Below are 13,628 nucleotides of genomic sequence, written 5' to 3' on the forward strand. Positions count from 1 at the left end.
CTCACTGGATAGGCTTGCGCCGTGACTGACAACCGCTGGGTCCACAGCTCCGAGCTCACGCGCTATCGCCTCGCTCCCAATCCGGGACCGATGAGCCTCGACGGGACCAATTCGTACGTTCTGGGAGCGTCGGGTCAGGCGGGTGCCGTCGTCGTCGACCCCGGGCCTCTCGACGCTGCTCACCTCCAGGAGCTCGCGGCCGCGGGACGGGTCGAGCTCGTTCTCATCACGCACCACCATCCCGACCACACCGAGGGCTCGGCGGAATTCCACCGGCTCACCGGCGCGCCCGTCCGCGCGCTCGACCCCGCCCTGTGCTTCGACGCGCCCGCCCTGGCCGACGGCGAGCTCATCGACGCGGCCGGCGTGCGGATCGAGGTGCTCGCCACCCCCGGGCACACCGCGGATTCCGTGTCCCTCCATCTGGCGGACGACGACGGCGGGCGCGGCTCCGTCCTGACCGGCGACACGATCCTGGGCCGGGGAACGACCGTCATCTCCTACCCCGACGGTCGCCTGGGCGACTACCTCGCCTCGATGCGGCGGCTCGAGGAACTGGGCCAGAAGACAGTCCTCCCGGCGCACGGCCCTGTGCTGCCCGACCTCGCCGCCGTCGCCCGCGCGTATATCGCGCACCGCGAGGAACGCCTCGACCAGATCCGCGCAGCGCTCGCCCGACTCGGCCACGACGCGCCGGCAGGGGACGTCACAGACCTGGTGTACGCCGACGTCGACCCTTCCGTGCGGCGTGCGGCCGAACTCTCGGTGGCGGCGCAGCTCGACTACCTGCGCGGCTGGGTCTAGCTCACGTTCACCAGACGGAGAACCGGGTGAACTCTCCGGTCGGTGGCCCGATCGTTGCCTCGACCCCATCCACGCGGCCGGGGGTGTCGCCGGACTGAAGCCACTTCAGGAACTGCTCGACGTCGTCGAGATTCCCCTCAGCCACGATCTCCACCGTTCCGTCGAGCTTGTTGCCGGCGCTTCCCACGAGCCCCAAGCGGTCCGCTTCGCCGCGCGTCCAGTAGCGGAACCCGACGCCTTGGACCATGCCCTTCACGGTGGCGTGCAGGCGCGCTTCGGGAGATTTCATGGGACTCAGTGTGCTATTCCTTGGCAGCTTGGGGCTAGGGACGTCGCTTCTGCGGGTAGATCGTCTCGTGCCGCGCAAGCATGTCGACGTACTCCGCGATCTTCCGGGCCCGCGTCTCGGGCTTCTTGACCGTCCCGAGGCGATAGATGATGGCGTAGCGGTTGACGGAGGTGAGCGCCCCGAACATCTCCTGCGCCTCGGGGTTCGCAGCGATCGCCGTGGCGAGATCGTCCGGGACTTCTGCCGTCGCCTGGCCCGCGTAGGCCATCTCCCAGCGCCCGTCAGCCTTCGCGGACTCAACCACAGCGCGCCCCGCGTCAGTCATCAGGCCAGCCGCCTCAAGCCGCTCGACATTGGCCACGTTGAGCTTCGACCACTTGCTCTTGGGTCCGCGCGGCGTGAAGCGCGTGACGTAGCTGCCCTCGTCGCGACGGCCGATCTGGCCGTCCACCCACCCGAAGCACAGGGCGTGATCCAGCGCCTGCTCGTAGGTGAGGCTCGTGACGGCCCCACCCTTCTTGTGCTGCACGAGCCACACGCCGCGGCTCGTCGCGTGGTTCTCGGCAAGCCATGCGCGCCAGGCGTCCGCGTCGGGCAGCAGCAGCTCGGGAAGCTCGGGGGCCATGGGGTCAGCCTAGACCCGAGAGATGACCTAATCCCCTTTCGGCCCCCGGACGGGCGTGCGACCTTTGAAGTCGGGAACCGGGAGAATCGCTGTGAAGAAGACGTTCAGAGCCCTTGCCTTGGCGCTCATCATGCTGCTCGCAGGCAGTCCTGCCGCGCTCGCCGTCGTGCCCGCGGCGATCGTCGTCGAGGACCACGCCGGCGTGCTCGACCACAACTCCCTCATCTCGGCGGTGGGAAAGCTCGAGTTCTACGAACCGACGACCGTGGCCGTTTACACCTACAACGGCAGGGCCGAGGACAACCTCAACGAGGAAGTGCTGCGGTTCGCCCGCGCCAACCACCCCGAGTGGATCAGCGCTGACGGGCAGAAATGGGCCAACGGGCTGTTCATCTTCGCGCTGGATCCCGTAGGCCGGCACGTGGGAACGTACATGGGGGAAGACCGAAAAGTCAGCCTCGACCAGCGCACAGACATCCAGAATGCCACCAAGGACCTCTTCCGCGACGCGCAGTGGACAGACGGAACCATCGCCGGGATTCGCCGCGGCGCCGAACTGATCAATCAGCCGTGGTACCGCTCCACCGGTGCCGCGATCGCCGTATGGTCTCTCGGTGGCGCTCTGGCCCTCGGCACCGCCGGCTGGCTCACGGTGCGAGCAGTCACGCGGTCGGCAAGCCGCCGGGAGATAGAACGCGGCGACCGCAGCTACTCCAGCGTGAGCACGGATCTGGACGTCACCGAGTTGAACGCGAGCACCATCCCCAGTTCCTCGAGCTACGGAAGCCTCGTCTTGGAAAAGCACCTCACGTTCCTGGACCGCTACAAGGCGGCGACCCAGCTCTCCCGTCGCGTCCATGCCCTCACCCCGGCGAAGCTGGGTCACCGACAGTCCCTCAAGTTGGCACGCGAATACGCCAATGCCGCCGCGGAACTCGACGCGCTGGACGACGTCATCGCGGACACCAACGCGCTGCTGAACAGAGGCAGCACCTGGCGTGCGGCGTGGGAACACCAAGTCGCTCCCTTCCGCAAGGACCTGGAAGGGCTGGACGAGCTGCTCAGCGAACACCACGGGCAGGGGGACTCGGCGACGGCGGCCGCGCTGCGGTCGTTCCGGGACCGGAGCTGTCAGGACCTCGAACAGTGGAGCGCTGAGCTGGCCGACGGAGCCCTTCAGCCTGAACGGGCGTTGGACCGCCTTAGGGAGGCGCGGACCCAGTTGTCCTGCCTGCTCGAAGATCATGCCGCTACAGTGATCGCGGGCTTCGCCAAGAACGAGCGCGAGGCAGAGGTCATGCGCAACAAGATGGAGACCGCACGCAAGGGGACCAAGAACCATCGGCGACCCCCACAGCCGAACATCCTCGGAACCATCTACCCGTCGTACTATTTCGTCTCTGTCCCGATGTTCACTTCCGGCCTCGACTCAGGAGTGAGCAGCGTCACCGCATCGCGAGGCGGAGGCGCCACCACCGGCTATGGGAGCACCGGCGGAAGCTTCTCGGGCTCCGGCAGTTCCTCGAGCTTCTAGTCCCTGCGCCTATTCAGACCCGCCGCCCTAGACTGAGGCGGTGCTTCGCGTCCGCCCCACGTTCTTCACGTCCGACCTCGACTCCGCGCGACGGGTCCTTGCAGCGCTAGGCCTGGTGGCGACCGAGGAGGGCTCGGGTTCGGCGATTCTCGAAGCGGGAAGCGGCCGGGTTGAACTGCGGCGAGTCGACGCGGGACTGCCAGCGGACGGAACGGCCGAGTTCGCCGTCGAAATCCGCGACCCCCAGGAGTTCGCGCGCCGCACGCTTGAGGCGGGGGGCGCCGCCGTCGTCCTCGATGATGTAGTGACCATCAGCGGAGGCGACGGATTCGAATTCCTCGCCCACCGGACCATCCACGCCCCAGCGGGCGCAGAAGCTGACCAGCGGATCACCGTGCGCGCAGTGTGGCTCACGCCCGACGCCGCCGCGGCGAGAAGGACACTGGCCGCCATAGGCGCGAAGCCCGCGGAAGCCGGCGATTTTCGGGCGAAGAACGGGGGCGTCCTCAGCGTGCGCCCCGCCGACGCCGCCGGCTCTGGCCCGCTTTGCTTCGAGTACGACGGCGACTTGGTCGCCGTGGCACAAAAGCTCACCGATGCGGGGGCACAAGTGACCGTCGGGCAGTCGCACCTTGAGGTCAATGGCCCGGGCCTCGCCTTCACGGTCATGACTCCCAGCCACCCCATGCTGTAGAAAGTTAGTCATGGCAGTGCGCACACCCGACCCCTATCCTGGCTGGCTCTCCCCGGAGGACCTCTATGAGGCCAGGAATCGACTGCCGATGCTCTACGTCGAGGCGGTCCCCGTGCGCCTCGACCCCCTGGGGTATGTCAACGAGGTCGGACTGCTGCTGCAGGCCGACGACGAGGGCAACATGATGCGCACCCTCGTTTCGGGTCGCGTGCTCTACAAGGAGACCATCCGCGCAGCACTCCTGCGCCATCTCGAGAAGGACCTCGGCCCGCTCGCGCTCCCCCAGCTTCCGGTGAGCCCGGTGCCGTTCACCGTCGTCGAATACTTCCCCTCGCCGTCGCAGACGGGGTTCACGGACGAGCGGCAGCACGCCGTCGCCCTCGCCTACGTGATCCCCGTGGCGGGCGAGTGCCAGCCGCGGCAGGACGCGCTCGAGCTCACGTGGATGTCCCCGGCGGACGTGCTCAGCGGCCCGGTCCAGGCCGAATTCATGGGCGGGCGCGGCGAACTCGTGCGCCAGGCGCTCGCCTTCGCAGGGGTGGCCGGCTAGCTTTCAGCCGCGCGCTCAGGCGCGCCTCGCCCCGGCCGTTACCGCATCTTTATAGACTGGGCGGCGGACCGACAGCGACTTGGAGGCCTGAATGCAGTTTCGCCGTGAATCCGAGCAGAGCGGGTCGAACCCCGCCGAGCACTTCCGAAGCATCGACGCCTCGGAGCTCAGCTCCGGGCATCGGCTGGTCCTGCCCGACGGCGAGACAACGGCCCACGTCGTTGAGGTGGACGCCGTCCTCGATGACTACGACAACCCAGCGCTGTACTTCGCCGTGCTCGACAACCACATGAACCTTCGCGTGGCCCACGGCACGTCCGTTCGGATTGCCGTGCCGCGCCCGACGCGGCCCGCCGACCTGCTCTTCGCGGGCCCGGCGGCGGCGCCTGAGCCCGACCTCGGCGGCGTGGGCCACGACCTCGGGGTCACAGGGCCCGACCTCGGCGGCGTGGGGCCCGACCTCGGCGGTGGGGGCCCCGACCTCGGCGAGGAGCAGGCGGAGGCCGAGCCGGAGCCGGAACCCGCGGCGGAGCCGGTCTCGATCACGCTCGACACGGGGGACGTCGTCGTCGTTCCGGGGAAGGTGCGCGCAGCCAACCCCAACCCGCCACGCTCCCAGCTCCGCCACATCCCGCCGCTCGAGGGCGAGCCGGAAAACCTCATCCGGCACATCGACGCAGTGCACCCAGGCCGGCACGCCGTGCACGAACTGTCGGAGCGGCTGGTGAAGGGGATCAATCCCAAGTCGGGGGCGTGCCTCAAGGACCTGCGCGATCTCGCCTACGAGCTGTACGTCGGCCAGAACGACGCGGAGAACGCCCTCAAGATCGCGGACCTGCTCGCCGTGGTGCCGTTCGACGGCAATCCCGGACGCTGGTCCTCGGTCGAGTCCGGGCTTGCGCTGGCCCACCATCTCGCCCGCGAGCGCAACGAGACTGACCGCGCCGCGGCCTACTCGGTGCTCCTGCGCGCGCCCGAGACCGCCGAGAAAGACCCCTTCCGTGCGCGGATGGCGGCGCGCGTCCGGCAGCGCACGCTCAACGAGCCGAACCTCTACGACAAAGAGGTCGCCCGGGCGGCGGAGGCCCGCGACGAGGCCGAGGAGCGCAACTGGCGCATCCTCCGGCTCGACACGCTCCTCCACCTGCGCGCCCACGGGGGCTCGGAGGCGTTCGACGACGCCGAGCTCGACCGTCGGATCCAGATCGAGCTCGACGTCGTCAGGCGCTGACCCCTACGCGACCGGCGACGGGCCGCCCGGCTCCACGAAACGCTGCGAGCGTTCAATCTGGGCGACCTTCGGGTCGGTCTCGTCGGCACCGTAGTCGGACGGGCGGGTCAGGTCCTCGCCCTGCGGCACCTTGAGCGCGCGGAACACAAGTGTGAGGACGACGGCGACAATCAGGTTGAGCACGAACGCCGACACCGCGATGTACACCGAGATGTCCGTGCCGGGGATCGCCGCGGTCGAGCCGCCGAAGTGGGCCTTGGTCACGGGGTTCACCACGCTGTATGCCGAGATGGTCCCGAAGGTGATGCCGACGGCCCAGCCGATGAGCAGCGCCCAGCGGTCGAACCAGCGCGTGTATAGTCCCGCGACGACGGCCGGGAATGTCTGGAGGATCCAGATGCCGCCGAGGAGCTGCATGTTGATGGCTGTGGACTGGTCCATCGCGATGACGAAGATGAGTGCCCCGACCTTCACCACGAGCGAGACGATCTTCGAGACGTTCGCCTCCGTCTTGGCATCGACGTCCGGCTTGAAGAAGTCCCGGTAGATGTTCCGCGTGAACATGTTCGCGGCCGCGATCGACATGATGGCCGCGGGGACCAGTGCGCCGATCGCGATGGCGGCGAGCGCAATGCCAGCGAACCACGCCGGGAAGTGGTCGATGAACAGCTGCGGGACCACGAGCTGCGGATTCGTGGAGCCGTCGAGGTCCGTCGGCTTCGTCCCGGCCTTGATCGCCACGAAGCCCAGGAGGGCGAGGAAGCCCAGCATGAGCGAGTACAGCGGCAGGACGGCGGCATTGCGGCGGATCGTGTTGCGTCCCTTCGACGCGAGCACGCCCGTGATCGAGTGCGGGTACATGAACAGCGCCATGGCCGAGCCGAGCGCGAGCGTCCAGTACGCCGAGTAGCTCGAAACGCCGGGGATGAACACGCCGGCCGGCTTCCCGGTCGCCTGGCTCACTGTGTTGAGCTTCGTCTGTGCAGCCCCGAAGATCGAGTCCCACCCGCCGAATTTGATCGGCAGGTAGATGACCGCCACGATCACCGCGAGATAGATCAGCAGATCCTTGACGACGGCGATCATCGCCGGGGCGCGGAGGCCAGACGTGTACGTGTAGGCGGCCAGGACCACGAAGGCGATGATGAGCGGAAGGTCCGTCAGGAGCGCGTTCTGCGAGCTTCCGAGGCCGAGTACCGTGAGGACGGCCTTGATGCCCACGAGCTGCAGGGCGATGTACGGCATGGTCGCGACGATCCCCGTCATGGCGACGGCGAGCGACAGCCACCGGCTGCCATAGCGTCCACCCACGAAGTCCGCCGACGTCACGTACCCGTGCCGGTGGGAGACCGACCAGAGGCGGCTCATGATGATGAAGATGATCGGGTACAGCACGATCGTGTAGGGCACAGCGAAGAAGCCGCTCACGGCGCCGGTGGCCCACATGGCTGCCGGGACCGCCACGAACGTGTACGCCGTGTAGAGGTCGCCGCCGAGGAGGAACCACGTGATCCAGGTGCCGAAGCCGCGTCCGCCGAGGCCCCACTCGTCGAGGCTGTGCAGTCCTGTCGATTCCTGGCTCCGGCGCCATCTGGCGGCCATGAAGCCCATGACCGCGACGATCACGAACAACAGGACCACGATGATGAGCGCGACCCAGTTGATGTCCCTCATTTCCGCTCACCGCCCTCGTATCCGGCTGTGCCCACGCGAGCCTCTCTGCGCCGTCGTCGGTCTTCTGTGGTGACCAGCCAATAGGCGAGGCCGCTGAGGCCCGCCGAGATCGGCACCCACAGCAGCTGGTACCAGTAGAAGAACGGCATGCCGCCAAGCCGCGGCGAATCGAACGAATAGGTCTGCGGCAGGAGCGGGAGCACGATGGCCGCCGCCAACAGAATCCCTGCGATGACGTAGGGCGCAGGCTTGGCCGGAGCTCGTGTTGGAGTATCGCGCGTCAATCCGTTGGGTGCCACCGCCGGAATGGGGCGCTGGTCGGGCGCTGGACTGTCATGACCGGACATCAGGACCTCCTTGTCGAGCCGTCCCGGTGCCTGAGGGATACCCAGATCGTGGGGTCCCAAAAGCAGCAGGACGGAGGCGCAATTGTCGTCCCCCGCCGTCTTTGTACCGCAGATTGACTCAGTCCGAAAGGGGCTGAGACGCGAGGGACGGCTCGAGTTCCTTGAAGAGGATCGCTGGCCCGTTGGGGTTGGGAAGCTGGGTGTTGATGAGGATGGCAACGGTCGTGCCGGTGCTGGCCTGGTACATGGTGAGGGATTCGTAGCCCAGACCAGTGCCCGTGTGGCCCCACCAGCCGTCGATCTCGCCAGCCGCCAGGCCATAGGCGTCGTAGTCTGGGCTGCCCGGGTCGTCGACGCTCGGATTCGAGATGGCCGTGAGGCGCTGCTGCTGGAGGCCGGCCGGCAGGAACTGGCCGGAACCGAGGGCGGCGCCCCAGCGCAGCAGATCGCCGATGTTGCCGAAGAGGCCTCCGGACGCCCCATAGAGGGACGGGCTCACCTGCGCGAGGCTCTCAAGACCCACGTCCGAGACCTCATAGGGCGTCGCGACGTCGCTGGCCGAGTAGGCGACGGAGCTCAAGCCGAGCTGCGAAATGATGCGCTGCTGGACCGCTTGGTCCCATGCCTGCCCGGTCACGGCCCGGATGACCTTCCCGAGAAGCACGAAATTGGTGTTGCTGTACTCGTATTGGCTGCCCGGGCCGAAGTCGAGGGGCTGGGCAAAGGCGTAGCCGAGCAGTTGGTCGTCCGTGAAGGATCCCGTGTAGTCGGTGTTGAGCTCTCCGGAAAACCCTTCGGTGCCGGAGAACTCCGGCAGGCCGGTCCTCATCTCGAGGGCCATGCGGACGGTGATGGCGTCACCACCTTGAACTTGGGCCAACTCGGGGACGTAGCGCGAGATCGGATCGTCGAGGCTCAGCTTCCCTTCGGCCACGAGCTGGAGGACTACCGTTCCCACGAAGCTCTTCGTGATGCTGCGGTATGCGGAACGAGTGTCCGTAGACCACGGAACGCCCTCCGCGGCATCCCCCAGGGTCGTGGCGTATCTCGCGTTTCCCCTCGACACGGCCACGGCGATGCCGGCGGCGCCTTGACCCGAGAGGAACTGCGAGACGATTCCGGTGATGTCCGAGGACAGAGGCTTCCATGAACTGTCTGATGTCGTCCCCGGCGTGGGCGTCTTGGCAGGGACCGGCGTGGCCGCGGTCGGGGGCGGGGAGGGCTGACGGGCGTGCGAGGGAGCGCTCGCGGCACCCGCCCGTGCGTTCACATTCGCGAGGCCTGCCGAACCGATGACCACCACGAGCCCGGCCATGGCGATCGCGGCAATCCTGAGCCGCCGTCGCCTGCGTCGTGGTCGTGCGTGCCTCATGGCGATGAGGTTAGGGGCGCCGGCTGTGCTGTAACTGTGCGGCAGACTAGAGGAGTGCCCAACACCCACCCTCGCCAATCCGAGTTCTCCTTCCGCGTCGACACCCGTCTGGGCTCAACCTTGGGCAGGACGGGCACGATCACGACGCCCCACGGCGAGATCAAGACCCCGGCGTTCATCGCCGTCGGCACCAAGGCGACCGTCAAGGCGCTGCTCCCCGAGTCCGTGCGCGACCTTGGAGCTCAGGCGGTCCTCGCGAACGCCTACCACCTGTACCTCCAGCCGGGGCCGGAGATCCTCGACGAGGCCGGTGGACTGGGGAAGTTCATGAACTGGTCGGGTCCCACCTTCACGGATTCGGGCGGCTTCCAGGTGATGAGCCTCGGCTCGGGCTTCAAGAAGGTCATCGACATGCAGGGCGTGAGCAGCCACGAGCACGGCGACGATGCGGTTGCCCCGGGCAAAGAGCGCCTCGCCCATGTCGACGAGGACGGCGTGTGGTTCAAGAGTCACCTCACAGGCGACAAGCACCGTTTTTCCCCTGAGATCTCCATGAACGTGCAGCATCAGATCGGTGCCGACATCATGTTCGCGTTCGACGAGCTGACCACCCTCCAGAATTCCCGCGCGTATCAGGAGGAGTCGCTCGAGCGAACGCGGCGGTGGGCGGAACGCTGCGTGGCCGAGCACTTCAGGCTCACGGAGGAGCGGTCGCACCGGCCGTATCAAGCGCTGTTCGGCGTGATCCAGGGCGCCCAGTACGAGGATCTGCGCCGGAAGGCGTGTCGTGATCTCGGCGCCATGCCGTTCGACGGCTTCGGCATCGGCGGCGCCCTCGAGAAGGAGAATCTGGGCACCATTGTGGGCTGGTGCTCGGAGGAGCTGCCCGAGGACAAGCCCCGGCACCTGCTCGGCATCTCCGAACCCGACGACATCTTCGCCGCCATCGAGGCCGGCGCCGACACCTTCGACTGCGTCTCCCCCACGCGGGTGGCCCGCAACTCAGCCTTCTACACTGCCGAGGGCCGCTTCAACCTCTCGGGAGCCAAATACCGCCGCGACTGGGGTCCCCTTCAAGAGGGCTGCGACTGCTACACCTGCCAGCACTATTCGCGCGCCTACATCCGCCACCTCTACAAGGCAAAAGAGCTCCTTTCGCACACCCTCATCTCGATCCACAACGAGCGCTTCGTGGTGAGAATGGTCGACGGCGCCCGCACCTCGATCGAGGACGGCACCTTCTGGGATTTCAAGGAAGAGACGCTGGGACGGTATTACAGCAGGTGAGCCTCAGCCGTGGAACTCGCGGTAGGCCTCCTCGGCCGAGGGGTGCAGGGGAATCCCGGCCGTGTTGATGAGGGTCTCGGGACTGAGGAACTGGACACCGAGGCTTGACGCGGGCACCAACTCGTTCGCGCGTCTCAGGAGAAGGTCGACTGTGCCGCGGACTACGTCGCCGTCGAGGTCGGCCCGGCAGAGCAGGAGGTTGGCTGCTCCCACCGTCCACGTGGACGGCACTCCCTCATAGGCACCCTCCGGGACCAACACCCGATCGTAGAACTCCCCGTAGCGGGCCCGGACGGGTGCAATGAGCGCCGAGAGGTCGAGGAGCCTGAGGCCGATCTCCTTCGCGGCTGCCGCGACAGCCGCTGTGGGCACGCCTCCCGACCAGAAGAGCGCCTCGATGCTCTGGCTCCGCAGGGCCGCGAGCCCGTCGTTGAGGCCGAGGTTTTCCTCGCGGACACTGAGCCTCGCCGTTGAGAGCAGCCTGCGCGCCGTGAGCGCGGTCCCTGCCCCGGGAGCCCCGAGGCCGACGGTGCGTCCTCCGAGGTCGCCCATCGCGGTGATCCCACTGTCCGCGCGCACGAGGCAGTGGACATAGTTCTCGTACACCCTTCCGAGGGCGACGAGCCTCGGTGCCGATGAGGACTCCGCCTGCGCCTCCGCTCCGATGCGTTCTGTGGCGGCGTCGGCGAGGGCGATGGCCACAGTCGCTTCGCCGCGTGCCAACCGGTCCATGTTGTCCAGGCTTCCGCCGGTGACCAGCGCTGATGGCTTTCGCACGAGGCCATGGCGTTCGAGGGATGCCGCGAGAAGGGTGGCGAACTCAAGGTAGAAACCGCCTGACTCGCCACCCGCCACCACAAGGGAGTCGAGGCGTGGACCGGGCATGCAGGCGGTCGAGCGGCAGCTTCGAGGCCCGCGACGCCTGCCGCGAGACCGAGCCGCAGGGCATGGCGACGCGACACCGTCTCAGGCATTGGCGGCTTCCTCGTAAAGAGGGAACTCGACCTTCGCCACGAGCCCGTGCGGCTCCGCCAGGGTCAGGACCAAGTGCCCGCCGTTCGCGTCGGCCAGACGCTCGACGATCGTGAGTCCGAGGCCCGTGCCCCGCGTGTCCCGGTGTTGCGGAGACCGCCAGAACCGCGTGGTCGAGGCAGCGAGCTCGTCCGCGGAGAGCCCGGGGCCGTCGTCGGCCACCTCAAGCGTCACAGTGCCCTCCCGCTCACTGACGCTGACCCGGATGTTCGCGCCCGAGGCGTACTTGATCGCGTTCTCAAGCAGTTCCCGAATGATGTCTGAGAGGTCCATGCTGTTGCAGGAGATCCTCACCGGCGGTTCGGGCGGATCGGCGAGCACAAGCCGGGCGCCAGCCCGAAAGGCCGCTGGCTCCGCCCGCTCGACGGCCTCCTGAAGGACGGTCCATGGATCCAGCGGCCGGGCGCCCTCATCGAAATCTGGGCCCGCTCTACCCGGCGCCTTGCCTTCCTGGACCCGGTGCTCGGCAGCTGCGAGGCGAAGGAGCCCGTCGAGGATCTCCTCGACATGCTCGAGTTCGCTTGTCACGCCTGCCGCCGCCGCTCGCTGGGCAGAGGTCTCGAGCTCGAGGGCAAGGAGGTCCGCCCGCAGGCGGAGGGCGCCGATCGGGTTGCGCAGCTGGTGCGAGGCGTCCGCGATGAGCTGGCGTTGGGCCTGCATGCTTGCGCCGATGTGCTCGGCCATCGTCGAAAACGCGCTGCTCAGCCTCTGGAGTTCCGGCGGTCCCTCCTCGCGTAGGCGCGCGGCTCGCCCGGTCTCTTCGAAGTCGACGACGGCGGCTGTGAGCCTGTGCACTGGCCGCAGGACCCACGCGGTGACCCGCTCCGCCCCGACGAGCAGGAGCGCCCACACGGCGAACGCTCCCAGGAGCACCTGCAGCCAGCGCTCCCGCAGCTTCTGCTGGGCAGCACCCAGATCGACGTCGAGCGCCGCCGCCCCCAGCACTTGGTTCGCCGTCCCGAACGAGCGGGCAATCACCTCCGAGCGTGGGCCGAATGGCTGGAGGGGCTCGAGCGTCGTGTCGTTGAGGTTGAGGCGCGCGCGGGCGAGGGCGTCTCGCACCTCCCTTTGGTCAGCGCTGACGCCGCCCGAGCTCAGGGTGGTCTGGGGAGTGCGGACCACGATCCCCTCTCCGTAGAGCTCCGAGTAGCGGGCCATCTCGCGTTGGAGCTGGTTGCTGTCTCCGCTCGACGTCGCGTCGTCGGCGACTTGAGCGAACCGGTTGAGCGTCGCAACGCGGTTGATCTGCAGTTCTTGGGTGAGTTCCCTGCTAACCGAGGCGAGGATCGAGGCGGACACAGCGGCCACCACGAGGATCGAGAACAGGCTCAAGATGCCGAGTACCCGCAGCCTCATCGGGCTGCGCTCCCGTCCTCATGCGCAGTGCCCTCGCTGGCGTCTCCCTCGACCCGGTACCCGACTCCGCGGACGTTGATGATGAATCCCGGGAGCTTGAGCTTGGACCGCAGCCCCGTGAGGTGCACGTCGAGGGAACGGGAGTTGGCAAGAAACGCGTCCCCCCAGAGCGCGTCGAGGATCTGCTCGCGCGTCACCACTAGACCGGCATGCCTCGCAAGGAGTGCGAGGAGGTCGAACTCGGTGGCGGTCAGCTGGAGTTCCCGGCGGCCGACGGCGGCCGCTCGCCTGTCGAGGTCGATGCTTACCTCGCCCACGTGAAACTGCCGCCGCTCGACCCCGCTACCGCGGACGACTCGCCTGGCGACGGCCTCGATGCGCGCCAGGAGTTCGACGAGCTTGACGGGCTTCACCAGATAGTCGTCCGCGCCCGAGCGGAGGCCGAGAACCACGCTGCGCTCGTCGTCGCGGGCCGTCAGGATGAGGATCGGCACGTGCGTGACCTGCCGCAGCTTCCGGAGGACGTCGAGGCCGTCCAGGTCCGGCAGGCCCAGGTCGAGCAGGATCGTTTCCTGATCGCGGTGGGCGAGGAGGGCGTCCGCGCCCCGGCTCACCCGAGTTGCCTGATGGCCCGCCGAGCGCACGGAGGCCGTGAGCGCGCCGGCCATTGCGTCGTCGTCCTCGACGATCAGCACGCGCATACCCCTACCTCCGGCTCCTTGGCAGAGACTACTCCTTGCCCGGAAGGCCCGAGTCCTAAGGAAGTGTTAGGACTTCACGGCCGAGCTTGGGCTGTGTTCCGTGTCACCCCTAGCGTGAACGGGTGACAGGCG

14 protein-coding genes are annotated in these 13,628 nt (G+C 67.8%); 6 read left to right on the forward strand and 8 right to left on the reverse strand.

Features of this window, described 5'->3' with window-relative positions:
* The first annotated feature begins 21 nt into the window (after nt 1–21).
* Nucleotides 22–804, forward strand: coding sequence for an MBL fold metallo-hydrolase (locus E5679_RS13030; RefSeq protein WP_249336118.1), 783 nt, complete (start codon nt 22–24; stop codon nt 802–804).
* 7 nt (nt 805–811) lie between these two features.
* Here the strand turns inward: E5679_RS13030 and E5679_RS13035 are convergent, their stop codons facing one another.
* Both E5679_RS13035 and E5679_RS13040 read right to left on the reverse strand, forming a co-directional pair.
* Nucleotides 812–1,093, reverse strand: coding sequence for an acylphosphatase (locus tag E5679_RS13035; protein ID WP_138416526.1), 282 nt, complete (start codon nt 1,091–1,093; stop codon nt 812–814).
* Nucleotides 1,094–1,127: 34 nt separating this feature from the next.
* The gene (locus E5679_RS13040) at nt 1,128–1,718 is read right to left on the reverse strand and encodes a YdeI/OmpD-associated family protein (RefSeq protein ID WP_138416528.1); all 591 of its coding nucleotides are present in this window, start codon (nt 1,716–1,718) and stop codon (nt 1,128–1,130) included.
* 91 nt (nt 1,719–1,809) lie between these two features.
* On the opposite strand from E5679_RS13040, the gene E5679_RS13045 reads away from it, so the two are divergent.
* The 4 genes from E5679_RS13045 to E5679_RS13060 all read left to right on the forward strand — a co-directional run bounded on the left by E5679_RS13045 (nt 1,810) and on the right by E5679_RS13060 (nt 5,727).
* Nucleotides 1,810–3,252 carry a DUF5129 domain-containing protein gene (locus E5679_RS13045; protein WP_249336119.1) on the forward strand — a complete coding sequence of 481 codons (1,443 nt, stop codon included), beginning with the start codon at nt 1,810–1,812 and terminating at the stop codon, nt 3,250–3,252.
* A gap of 40 nt (nt 3,253–3,292) precedes the next feature.
* Nucleotides 3,293–3,946, forward strand: coding sequence for a VOC family protein (locus E5679_RS13050; RefSeq protein WP_138416531.1), 654 nt, complete (start codon nt 3,293–3,295; stop codon nt 3,944–3,946).
* Between the two features lie 10 nt (nt 3,947–3,956).
* Nucleotides 3,957–4,496 (forward strand): NUDIX hydrolase family protein, encoded by a 540-nt coding sequence (locus E5679_RS13055; protein WP_138416533.1) that lies wholly within the window; start codon nt 3,957–3,959, stop codon nt 4,494–4,496.
* A 91-nt stretch (nt 4,497–4,587) separates the two neighbouring features.
* Nucleotides 4,588–5,727 carry a DUF6707 family protein gene (locus E5679_RS13060; protein ID WP_138416535.1) on the forward strand — a complete coding sequence of 380 codons (1,140 nt, stop codon included), beginning with the start codon at nt 4,588–4,590 and terminating at the stop codon, nt 5,725–5,727.
* Between the two features lie 3 nt (nt 5,728–5,730).
* Here E5679_RS13060 and mctP read toward each other — a convergent pair whose 3' ends face one another.
* From mctP to E5679_RS13075, 3 genes are all read right to left on the reverse strand, one after another.
* Nucleotides 5,731–7,401 (reverse strand): monocarboxylate uptake permease MctP, encoded by a 1,671-nt coding sequence (mctP, locus tag E5679_RS13065; RefSeq protein WP_138416537.1) that lies wholly within the window; start codon nt 7,399–7,401, stop codon nt 5,731–5,733.
* Nucleotides 7,398–7,748 (reverse strand): DUF3311 domain-containing protein, encoded by a 351-nt coding sequence (locus E5679_RS13070; protein ID WP_138416539.1) that lies wholly within the window; start codon nt 7,746–7,748, stop codon nt 7,398–7,400. The genes mctP and E5679_RS13070 overlap by 4 nt, the downstream gene beginning before the upstream one ends.
* A 118-nt stretch (nt 7,749–7,866) precedes the next feature.
* Nucleotides 7,867–9,120, reverse strand: a complete 1,254-nt coding sequence (locus E5679_RS13075) for a serine hydrolase domain-containing protein (protein WP_138416541.1) — start codon at nt 9,118–9,120, stop codon at nt 7,867–7,869.
* Between the two features lie 54 nt (nt 9,121–9,174).
* On the opposite strand from E5679_RS13075, the gene tgt reads away from it, so the two are divergent.
* On the forward strand, nt 9,175–10,407 hold the full coding sequence (gene tgt / locus E5679_RS13080; protein WP_171042377.1) for a tRNA guanosine(34) transglycosylase Tgt: 1,233 nt from the start codon (nt 9,175–9,177) through the stop codon (nt 10,405–10,407).
* Nucleotides 10,408–10,410: 3 nt separating this feature from the next.
* Here the strand turns inward: tgt and E5679_RS13085 are convergent, their stop codons facing one another.
* The 3 genes from E5679_RS13085 to E5679_RS13095 form a co-directional block, all read right to left on the reverse strand.
* Nucleotides 10,411–11,292: a TAXI family TRAP transporter solute-binding subunit gene (locus E5679_RS13085; protein ID WP_138416545.1), complete on the reverse strand. Its 882-nt coding sequence runs from the start codon at nt 11,290–11,292 to the stop codon at nt 10,411–10,413.
* A gap of 81 nt (nt 11,293–11,373) precedes the next feature.
* Nucleotides 11,374–12,795, reverse strand: a complete 1,422-nt coding sequence (locus E5679_RS13090; RefSeq protein ID WP_138416547.1) for a sensor histidine kinase — start codon at nt 12,793–12,795, stop codon at nt 11,374–11,376.
* A complete protein-coding gene (locus tag E5679_RS13095) occupies nt 12,792–13,496 on the reverse strand; it encodes a response regulator transcription factor (protein ID WP_138416549.1) in 705 nt (234 codons plus the stop codon). Before E5679_RS13095 ends, E5679_RS13090 begins: the two co-directional genes overlap by 4 nt.
* Nucleotides 13,497–13,628: the final 132 nt, after the last annotated feature.

Source organism: Sinomonas gamaensis, from assembly GCF_005876955.1.
Taxonomy (GTDB): domain Bacteria; phylum Actinomycetota; class Actinomycetes; order Actinomycetales; family Micrococcaceae; genus Sinomonas; species Sinomonas gamaensis.